The organism is Tahibacter sp. (genome assembly GCF_035481375.1).
Classification (GTDB): domain Bacteria; phylum Pseudomonadota; class Gammaproteobacteria; order Xanthomonadales; family Rhodanobacteraceae; genus Tahibacter.
On the sequence record NZ_DATIGT010000336.1, the window covers coordinates 1 to 10,474 of the forward strand.

Sequence of the window (10,474 nt, forward strand, 5' to 3'; positions counted from 1 at the left end):
GCTGCCGGGCCGCCGGCGCGGACGAGGCCGAGGTCGCCGCGAGCATCGACGTGGGCCTCAACGTCAGCGTGCGTCTCGGCGAGACCGAGACCATCGAACACACGCGCGACCGCTCGGTCGGCGTCACCGTGTATTTCGGCAAGCGCAAGGGCTCGGCCAGCACGGCCGACCTGAATCCCGATTCCGTGGCCAAGACGGTCGAGCAGGCCTGCGCGATCGCGCGGTACACGGAGTCCGATCCGGCCGCCGGGCTCGGCGACGCGGCGCGCATGGCGACGCGTTTTCCGGATCTCGATGTCTGGCATCCCTGGGACGTCGACGTCGAGCGCGCGATCGCGCTGGGCCTGGAAATCGAGGATGCCGGCCGCGCCGTCGCCGGCATCACGAATTCCGAAGGCGCGTCGGTGCAGGCCGGCCAGGCACTCGCGGTCTATGCGAACTCGCACGGCTTCACCGGCCGCGAGCGCGGCACGCGGCACATGCTGTCCGTGTCGCTGCTGGCCGGGGACGAATCCGGCATGCAGAGCGACTACTGGTACGACTCGGTGCGCGCGGCGGCCGACTTCCAGCCGGCGGCCGAGATCGGCCGCAAGGCGGCCGAGCGCGTGCTGTCGCGTCTCGGCGCGCAGTCGCTGACGACGCGGCAGTGCCCGGTGCTGTTTTCGCCCGAGGTCGCGCGTTCGCTGATCGGTCATCTGCTCAACGCGGTGAGCGGCGGCGCGCTGTATCGCAAGGCGAGCTTCCTGCTCGATGCCTGCGGCACGCGCGTGCTGCCGGAATTCGTGGATCTGATCGAAGATCCGCATCTGCCGCGCGGTCACGCGTCCGCGGCATTCGATGCGGAAGGCGTCGCGACGACGCGCAGCGCGCTCGTCGACGGCGGCGTGCTGCAGCGCTATCTGCTGTCGAGCTACTCCGCGCGCAAGCTCGGCCTCGCATCGACGGGCAACGCGGGCGGCGTGCACAACCTCATCGTGCGCACCGGATCGGACGATTTTCCGGCGATGCTGCGCAGGCTCGGTACGGGACTCCTGGTCACGCAGCTCATGGGGCAGGGCGTCAACGGCGTGACCGGCGACTATTCGCGTGGTGCGGCGGGTTTCTGGGTCGAGAACGGCGTGATCGCGTATCCGGTCGAGGAAATCACGATTGCGGCGAACCTGCGCGACGTCTATGCGAACATCGTCGCGATCGGCAACGACGTCGATCCGCGCTCGCACGTGCTTTGCGGCTCGATTCTTGTCGAGCGCATGACCGTGGCCGGCGCCTGACCGGCCGCCGCTGCAGGAACCGGCCATGAACGCACCGCACCGTCACGACCACGACCATGATGCGGCCGGTCACAAGCATGGCCGGCACGAGCATCGTCACGACGCGGACACGTTCGTGCGCACGGTCGCCGATGCGTGCGAGGCGCGCGGCCTGCGCCTGACGCCGCTGCGTCTGCGCGTGCTGGAGATGATCGCGGCGAGCGACAAGCCGGTGAAAGCCTACGACCTGCTCGACCGCCTCAAGGACGAGCGCGCCGGCGCCGCGCCGCCGACGGTTTATCGCGCGCTCGACTTCCTGCTCGAAAATAGCTTTATCCACAAACTCGAATCGATCAACGCCTACGTGTCCTGCCATCATCCGGAGGAGGCGCATCAGGTGCCGTTCCTGATCTGCGACGCCTGCGCGAGCGCGGTGGAGATCTGCGACGACGGCGTCGCGGCGCTGCTGAGCCGCCAGGCGGCCGAGCACGGCTTCAGGCCGCGCGCGCAGACGCTGGAAGTGCACGGGGTTTGCGCCGCCTGTGCGGCGCAAGCGGCATCCGGGGACGGGAAGCGCGAATCGTAGGTACGCGGAACCGGCACGTGCAGTCGTCGCTGTTCGCCGATTCCGATCCGATTCCCGGCGGAAACGCCGCGCAGCGCGCGGCGTTTCCGCGGCGCCATTACGGCTCGAACGCGTTCTCGAAGATCACGTCGTCCGGATCGGCAGGATCCACCGGAAGCAGGCACCAGTGGTTCAAGACGCCAGTGTCGGCGTACGCCACGTCGGCGACCTGCAGCGACCATTGGCCCGACAGTTCGGTGCCGGCGAACGCCGACAGCGGACTGGCCGGCTTGTAGCGTTCGCCGTCGACGTAGGCCGGATTCGGATCGTTGTTGCAGTTGCCGGCGAGCGTCAGCGTCGCGGCGTCGTCGACGACGACGCGCATGTTGTCGCCGCTGCAGTCCGTCGAGCCCGTGCCGTTGGTGACGGCTACCGTGGTCGTGCCTTTGCGGAGCTTCAGCCGCACGTCGGCCAGCCAGGTATGCGAAATGTCCACCGACAGGCGCAGTCCGGTCAGGGCACCGGTGCTGGCCACCGTCAGGGTGTCGGTGATTCCGTTGTCGTCTTCGTCGGGAATCGACACGTTCGCAACGTGGCAGATCGCATTGGCGGTCTTGAACGTGAAGACCGTCGAGGGCTGTGCGTCGCCGCAGAGGTTGCGCGCGTAGACGCGCCAGTAGTAGCGCGTATTCGGAGCGAGCAGCGTCGCCGGCGTGAACGATGTCGTCGTCAGCGTTTCGTCGGCGAGCAGAGAGGAGAAGGCCGGGCTCGTCGAAAGCTGGAACCGGTAGCTCGTCGCCGTCGCCGTCGCCGGCCAGCTGAAGCGAGGCGACGTATTCAGGCCGGTCGCGTTGTTCGCGGGTGCCGTGAGCGTCGCCGCGGCCGGTGCCGCGGCCGTCACGTTCAGCGTGACTGACGCCGTGCGCGTGACCGTCGGTGTACCGGATCTTCCGGACACGACGAGATTGTAGGAACCCGTAGCGACCGCGTTCGTCGCGGCGACCGCGAGCTGGCTCTGCGCCGGCGGCCACGCAGGCGTCACGGCGGCCGGCGTGAATGTGCCGGACGCGTTGTTCGGAAGTCCTGCTACCGACAGCGCGACGCTTTGCGTGTAGCCGGCGACGCTTTGCACGCCGATCGCGAAATTCGCCGGTGTGCCGGCGCAGATTTCGCGCGAGGTCGGCGACGTCTGCAGCAGGAAGTCCGGCGTCACCGAGGCCTGGAAGCTGCCGGTCGCCGCGAGTGCGTACTTTTGCGGGCCCGAGGGGACGCTGACGCCGCGCACACGGACCTGATAGCTGCCTGCCGCCGGGTTCGCGAACCGGATCCGATGCACGTTGTTGCGGTTGTCGTAGTTGGCGGTCGTCGTGTCCTGGATTGGATTGGCATTGTCCACATTTGCGCCGGCCGGCAGCTTCTGCGTCCAGATGTCGCCGTTCGGCGCGACGACTTCCAGGCGCAGGCCGTTGACGAGTGCCGGATTGGCATTGACCGCGGCGGCTTCGTCGGTCCAGGCCAGCGTGACATCGAGCGGAGCGCCCGCGGACACGGTCAGCGTGTGCGTGTCCACGCCGCCGGTGGCCAGACCCTGAGGCGAGTCGTGTATGTAGAGACGACTCGCATCGCCGTTGAAATACAGCGAGTTGTCGAGCAGGACGCGGCCGAAGCCTTGCGCCGGGCCCGGCGATACCGAAGCGCCCGTTCCGTTCATCGTCGCCGCGCCGGAAATCAGGATCGCCTTGATCAGCGCACCCGACGGATTGAGGATCGTGTCGGCGGCGACCTTCTGCCCGGTGGGATAGAAGCCGCGCTGCAGGTATTCGCGCACGAGGGCGGCGAGGCCGGCTGCGGTCGGCGTCGCCATCGAGGTGCCGCTCATCGTCAGCGTGCCGCAGGCGTCGCGCTCGGCGGACACGATCGCATTGCCCTGCGCGGTGAGATCGGGCTTCGTACGAACGTCGAGGGTCGGGCCGCGCGAGGAGAAGCCCGCGATGTCGTTGCCGGACGTGCCGCGGCCGGTGGCGCCGATCGTCACGACGTTCTTCGCGTTGCCCGGCGAGCCGATGTTGTTGCCGTTGGGACACACCGCGCCGTCGTTCCCTGCGGCAAACAGGACGACGAGGTCGGTGTCGTCCTTCATCACGCGATCCGCATCGCGCGAACTCGCGCTGTAGGTCACCGTGCAGTTGGCGATGCACTGGCCGCTGAATGCGTTCACGCAGCCGGCGCCCCAGGAATTGCTGTGCAGACGCGCTCCTGTGTCGTAGGCCGTGTCGGCCGCGTGGTACGGATTGCCGCCGACGGCATTCAGGTACGCGAGATCGGCGCCGGCTTCCTGCATCACGAGCTTGGCGCCCGGCGCCGTGCCGTCGAGATCGGTGTTGCCGCCGGGTGTCGTGAAATTCGCGCAGTCGACGGGAGCCGCCGGGTTCTGGCCGAGTATGGAACCGGCGACATGCGTGCCGTGGCCATGGTTGTCTTCGGGGGTCGTGCCGGCAAGGCCGGACCATTTGTAATAGGCCACGACCTTGCGCGCGTTGTTGTTCGGCGAGGCGATCGTCGGACAGCCGGGGCCGGATGTGCAGGCGTCGACCGGCGTGCTCTGCGCGGGATCCTTGAATGAACAATGCGCCATGTGGACGCCGGTATCGAGTTCGCCGACGACCTGGCCGCAGCCATACAGGCCCTTGGCGAATACCGGCCGCAGTGGCGTCGGCGTATTCACGTTGCTCTGATGCAGCCAGTCGGCCTGCGAATTCGACAGGCGCATCGGCATGCGCAGGCCGATCGCGATGACGTCGTCATTGAGCGCGAGCTGTTCGACACTGGTGCGGAGCAGGCTGCGGTCAAACCGCGCGATCAGCCGCGTTTCGTCGCCGGCGGAAACCTGCTGCGTGATCGTGAGGCCGCGCATGCCCTGGATCAGTGCTTCGACGGCGCCGCGCCGCGCCGCGTCGACGAGACTGATTTCGAGTTCGTCCGTGCCGAGTTCGCGCGCAATGTTGCCGTGCTTGAGTTCGGTCGCGACGTTCGGATCGACCTTGAACGCGGGCAGGAATGCGCCGCTCCAGAGCACGCCCGGTATTGCGCGGGCGCGTGCGTCGAGCGCCGGCGGCATGCGCACGATGAAGGCGTTGAACGGCGCATAGCCGACGATATCGGCGCCGACCGCCTCGAGCGCGGCGCGCCGCGCGGTGTCGATGGGACCGTCGAACTTGACGAGCCGAAGCGTCGAATCCTTGGCCGCGTCGCGTGCGACCAGCGCTTCGAGTTGCGAATGGGCGGATGCGATCTTGCCGCTGCAGACATTCTGCTGCGCGGCGGCGAAGGAAACGACGCAGCGTTCGTCGTCTGCTGCCGCGTTCAGCGACAGCGCGAGGCCGATGCTCAGGAACAACGCATTACGCATAGATACTCTCCGGTAGTGCGGCGAAGCGGACGCGCCGGTGGCGAGTCCGGAGTGGGAGACGTCGAGCGACAGACCATCTCCGTTCGCGAGGCCGTCCGGACGCGCATCGATGCGGATGTCCTGCCGCCGCGCGGGCGGCGGATTCGCCTGCGCACCGGAGCTCGATGCTCGTGAGGCTGCTGTTCGCTGCGAACGGCGTGACCTCGGCTAAGACGGCGATTCGACCTGTCGGATCGCCTCGGCGAACCCGTGCGATAGTCGCGGCGGACGAGCGCCAATACCTGCGCGATAAGCTGGGGAAATAATTATTAGTGGATTTCGCGCGCGTGCGGCGAACGTCGTTTCGCGCGTACGGGCGCCAGTTTCCGCGCCTGCTGCCGCGGCACTTTCGCGGCCGTCGAGATCTGTGCGCCACGTCGCGGCAAGCGGCCGGCTCCGCGCGATACGGCTTCGTCGCCTCGCGGGAACGCACGTGCGTGCGGCGCGGTGTCCGATACGGCACAAATCGACGCAAACCGATTGCGCAAATGAAAACGCCGCGCTTTCGCGCGGCGTTTTTCGTTTTCCGTGCGGCGTCGTGTTATTCGAAGCCGTTCTCGAAGATCACATCGGTCGGGCTGGTCGGCAGCACCGGCAGCAGGCACCAGCGGTTCAGCGTGCCGATGTCCTGGCCGACCGAATCGACGGCCTTCAGGGTCCAGTCGCCGGACAGCTCGGTCGCCGCGAAAACGGACAGCGGATTGTTGGGTTTGTACGAAGCGCCTGCGGTATAGGCGGGATTCGGATCGGCCGCGCAGTTCGTTTCCAGCGTATTGGTCGCCGCATCGTCGACGACGACGTTCATGTTGTCGCCGCTGCAGCCGGAGCCGCCGGTGTTGGCTGCATTGCCCGGGCGCTGCAGGAACACGACCGAGGTGCTGCCCTTGGTCAGCGTGAGCGTCAGATCGCCGACGTAGGTGTGCGTCGCGTTGACCGACAGGCGCAGGCCGGTCAGCGCCCCCGTGGCGGCGACCGTCTGCGTGTCACTGACGCCCGTCGCGTTGGCGTCCGGAATCGACAGATTCGACACCTTGCAGATCGCGTTTTCGGTGGTGAACGAGAACGTCGCCGACGGCTCCGCATCGCCGCAGGTGTTGATCGCGATGACGCGCCAGTAATACGCAACGTTCGGATTCAGCGGCGCGACGGGCGTGAAGCTCGTCGCGGCGACGACTTCGTTCGCCACGAAGCTCGCGAACGTCGGCGACGTGGACAGCTGGAAGCGATAGCTCGATGCGTCGGCGACGGCGGCCCAGGTGAAGGCCGGCGTGACCGACACCGCAGTGGCGTTGTTCGCCGGCGTGGTCAGTGCCGCGGCGGCGGGAACGGCCGCGGTGACGCCGAGCGTAAACGACGCGGTGTGCTGCACGGCCGGTGTGGTCGACGCACCCTGGACCACGACGTTGTAGGCGCCGCCGGCGACCCCGGCCGTGTTGCTGATTGCGAGCGTACTGCTGGCGGCCGGATCGGCCGGGACGACCGAGGCCGGCGTGAACGTGCCGGTCGAACCGCCCGGCAGGCCCGTGATCGACAGCGCAACCGGAGCCGTGAAGCCGGCGATGCTCTGCACGCCGACGGCAAGGCTGGCCGGCTGTCCGGCGCAGATCGCGAGCGAGGTCGGCGTTGTCATCAGGGCGAAGTCCGGCGACGAGTTGATCTGGAAGCTGCCGGTCGCAGCAATCGCGTACTTCTGCGGACCCTGCGCGACCGCGATGCCGCGAACGCGGATCTGGTAATTGCCGGCCGACGGATTTGCGAACGTGATGCGATGCACGTTGTTGCGGTTGTCGTAATTCGCCGTCGTCGTGTCCTGGATCGGATTCGCATTGGACGGCGAAAAATTCGCCGGCAGCTTCTGCGTCCAGACGTCGCCGTTCGGCGCGACGACTTCAAGGCGCAGCGAATTGACGAGCGCCGGATTCGCGTTGACCGCGGCGGCCTTGTCGGTCCAGGTCAGCGCGATGCTCAGCGGCGCGCCGGCGGAGACCACGATGTTGTGGACGTCCTGGCCTCCGGTCGCGAGTCCCTGCGGTGCGTCGTGGATGTACAGCCGGCTCGCGTCGCCGTTGAAGTACAGCGAATTGTCGAGAAGGATGCGGCCGAAACCCTGTGACTGGCCCGGCGCAGCACCGGCGCCCGTACCGGTCATCGTCGCGGCGCCCGAAATCAGGATCGCCTTGATCAGCGCGCCGGACGGATTCGCGATGGCGTTGGCCTGCACCTTCTGTCCGGTCGGATAGAAGCCGCGCTGCAGGTATTCGCGGACGAGGGCGGCGAGACCGGCCGCGGTCGGCGTCGCCATCGAGGTTCCGCTCATCGACTGCGTGCCGCAGGTGTTGCGGCCGGCCGAGATGATGCCGGAGCCCTGCGCGGTGATGTCTGGCTTGGTACGGCTGTCTTCGGCCGGACCGCGCGAGGAGAAGCCCGCCATGGAATTGGCCGCGGTTCCGCGGCTCGTCGCGCCGATCGTGATCACGTTCTTCGCGTTGCCCGGGCTGCCGACGTTGTTGCCGGCAGGGCAGACCGATCCGGCGTTGCCCGCGGCGAACAGCATGACGAGATCGGCATTGTCGCCGGTGACGTTGTCCGCGTCGCGCGCCTGTGCGTCGTAGGTCACCGTGCAGCCCGCGATGCAGGCGCCGAACTGATCGGTACAGCCGCCGCCCCACGAGTTGCTGTGCAGGCGCGCACCGTTGGCGTACGCCGTCTGCGCGGCGTGGTACGGATTGCCGCCTGCGGTGTTGAGGTAGGCGAGATTGGCGCCCGATTCCTGCATGACGAGCTTCGCGCCCGGCGCGGTGCCGTCGAGATCGGTATTGCCGCCCGGCGTCGTGAACGTCGCGCAGTCGACCGCGTTGGCCGGATTCTGGCCCGCGATGGAACCGGCCACGTGCGTGCCGTGGCCGTGGTTGTCTTCAGGACCGGTGCCCGCGAGACCGGACCACTTGTAGTAGGCGATGACCTTGCGTGCGGCGTTGTTCGGTGCGGCGATCGTCGGGCAGCTTGCACCCGTGGTGCAGACGTTGATCGGCGTCGCCTGTGTCGCGTCGTTGAACGAGCAGTGCGCCATGTGGATGCCGGTGTCGAGCTCGCCGATGATCTGGCCGCAGCCGTAAAGGCCGCGATCGAATACGGGAAGCAGCGGCGTCGGCGTGCTGACGTTGCTCTGGTGCAGCCAGTCGGCCTGGGAGTTCTTCAGCCGCGACGGCATGCGCAGACCGACCGCGATGACGTCGGGATTGCGCGCGAGCTGATCGACGCTCGAACGAAGCTGCGCGCGGTCGAAGCTCGCGATGAGGCGTGTCTCGGGGCCAGCTTCGACCGTGCGCGAGAAGGTGAGTCCTGGAATCTGCCGCACTGCGGTCTCGACGGCATTGCGCCGGGCGCTGTCGGCGAGACTGATCTCGAGTTCGCTGGTACCGAGACGGCTCGCGATATTGCCTTGCTCGAGTTCCGCGGCGATGTTCGGGTCGACCTTGAACGCCGGCAGGAACGGGCCGCTCCAGAGCACCCCCGGAATCGTGCGGGCGGACGCATCGAGCGTCGGCGCCATGCGCACGATGTACGCATTGAACGGCGCGTAGCTAACGATCTGTGCGCCGAGCGACTCGACCGCGGCACGGCGCTGCTCGGTAATCGGTCCGTCGAACTTGATCAGTCGCAACGTCGAGTCCTTCGCCGTGTCCGGCCTGGCCAACGCGTCGAGTTGCATATTGAGATGGGCGATCTTGCCGTTGCAGACGTTCTGTTGCGCAGCGGCGAAGGAAACGATACAGCGCTCGTCCTCGGCGGCCGCATTCAGCGACAGCACGAGACCGATGCTCAGGAACAGCGCATTACGCATGGATGAACTCCCCAGTGGTGCACTACGACTGCAGACGGACCGACACCCCGTGATCGCCGGTACGCCTGCGCAAGGCGGGCGATCGTAATCGAGTCGGACGCAAATCTGGCGGAGATCGACGACACGCTGCCGAATGTCGCGCCAGGCGCAGACGATGCTGCCCGCCGGCACCGGATTCCGCCTGCGGGAAAAGCTCGGAAATAAATCTTTTTTGAAGATGGGCCGGTTGAAAAATACAAAAATACGCATCCGTATGCGTATTCGCGCCGTCGGCGGCAAAAAAAAACGGGGCGCACGAGGCGCCCCGTGATCCGGTAGTCCATTCGGAGGGGAATGGGAGCCCGGATGTCTGCGATAGAGCAATCGCGCGTCGAAACGCGACCGCTGCCCGGCTGTCGTCAGAAGAACGCGCGCACGCCGAAGGCGATCGCGCGACCCGGCAGCGGTGCCTTGTCCTTGATGTAGGACGTCGCAAGGCGCGCGGTCTGGTTCGTCAGATTCGTGGCGTCGGCGAAGAACTCCCAGCTCGTCGTGTCGCTGCTGTCCAGCGTATAGCTCAGGTGCGCGTTGACGAGCGTGAAGCCGTCGGTCGGCGTTTCGAAAGGCGCGGTGCGGTCCTGCTCGAAATAGCGCGCCGCGCCGACGCTCGCGCGCCACGCATCGGCCGACCATTTCAGATCGGCGCCGACGCGCGCCGGCGCGATGCGCGGCAGATTGCCGCCGCCATCGCTCAACGTCGCGCGCACCGTGTCGCCCCAGAGGCGCAGGTCGTAGTGGCCGCTCGGACCTTCCGACAGTTTGAACAGCGCTTCGCCTTCGACGCCGTGGAAGCGTGCGTCGGCCTGCGACCATTGCCGCAGCGGCAGGTCGTCTTCGATCTCGCCGGTGTCGGCGAGATAGATGTAGTCGTTGAAGCGATTCACGTAGCCCGACACTTTCGCGTCGACGAAATCGCTGTGGTAGTGCAGGCCGAGTTCGAACTGGTTCGAGGTTTCCTTGGCCGCGTCGGGCAGGCCGACCTCGAACGATTCGGTCGCGACGTGCGGTCCGTTCGCAAACAGTTCCTCTTCGGCCGGCGCGCGCTGCGCGCGGTCGAGGTTGAGATTCAGGTGCCAGCCTTCGGCAAGCTTGAACGCCATGCCGGCGGACAGGCTCAGCGGCGAGAAGCTGCGCTTTGCGCCGTCGAGCGGGTCGGTCGTGTGACGGTCGATGCGCGCGCCGAGATCGAGCTTCACGCGATCCCATTCGCGCTGCTCGATACCGAACAGGCCGTAGCTGCGCGTCAGCGTCTGCGGCACGAAGGCTTCCTCGCCGATGGCCTCGAAATCGCGGCGCAGGAACTGCAGCCCGAACGCGCCGCGCCAGCC

General features: G+C 67.2%; 6 protein-coding genes. 3 read left to right on the forward strand and 3 right to left on the reverse strand.

All coding sequences use genetic code 11. The features are described 5' to 3' along the window. Both pmbA and VLF18_RS22305 read left to right on the forward strand, forming a co-directional pair. Window positions 1-1,271, forward strand: a 1,271-nt coding sequence (pmbA, locus tag VLF18_RS22300; RefSeq protein ID WP_325281833.1) for a metalloprotease PmbA, incomplete at its 5' end; no start/stop codon positions are given. 25 nt (window positions 1,272-1,296) lie between these two features. Then, window positions 1,297-1,836 carry a transcriptional repressor gene (locus tag VLF18_RS22305; RefSeq protein ID WP_325281834.1) on the forward strand — a complete coding sequence of 180 codons (540 nt, stop codon included), beginning with the start codon at window positions 1,297-1,299 and terminating at the stop codon, window positions 1,834-1,836. Window positions 1,837-1,933: 97 nt separating this feature from the next. Here the strand turns inward: VLF18_RS22305 and VLF18_RS22310 are convergent, their stop codons facing one another. Continuing rightward, window positions 1,934-5,224 carry a S8 family serine peptidase gene (locus VLF18_RS22310; RefSeq protein ID WP_325281835.1) on the reverse strand — a complete coding sequence of 1,097 codons (3,291 nt, stop codon included), beginning with the start codon at window positions 5,222-5,224 and terminating at the stop codon, window positions 1,934-1,936. 580 nt (window positions 5,225-5,804) lie between these two features. Continuing rightward, the gene (locus VLF18_RS22315) at window positions 5,805-9,107 is read right to left on the reverse strand and encodes a S8 family serine peptidase (protein ID WP_325281836.1); all 3,303 of its coding nucleotides are present in this window, start codon (window positions 9,105-9,107) and stop codon (window positions 5,805-5,807) included. Window positions 9,108-9,240: 133 nt separating this feature from the next. Between VLF18_RS22315 and VLF18_RS22320 the strand changes: the two genes are divergently transcribed. Then, complete coding sequence (locus VLF18_RS22320; protein ID WP_325281837.1) at window positions 9,241-9,417, forward strand: hypothetical protein; 177 nt, start codon at window positions 9,241-9,243, stop codon at window positions 9,415-9,417. Between the two features lie 88 nt (window positions 9,418-9,505). Here VLF18_RS22320 and VLF18_RS22325 read toward each other — a convergent pair. Continuing rightward, the coding region (locus tag VLF18_RS22325) for a TonB-dependent receptor (protein ID WP_325281838.1) at window positions 9,506-10,474 on the reverse strand (969 nt) is incomplete at its 5' end.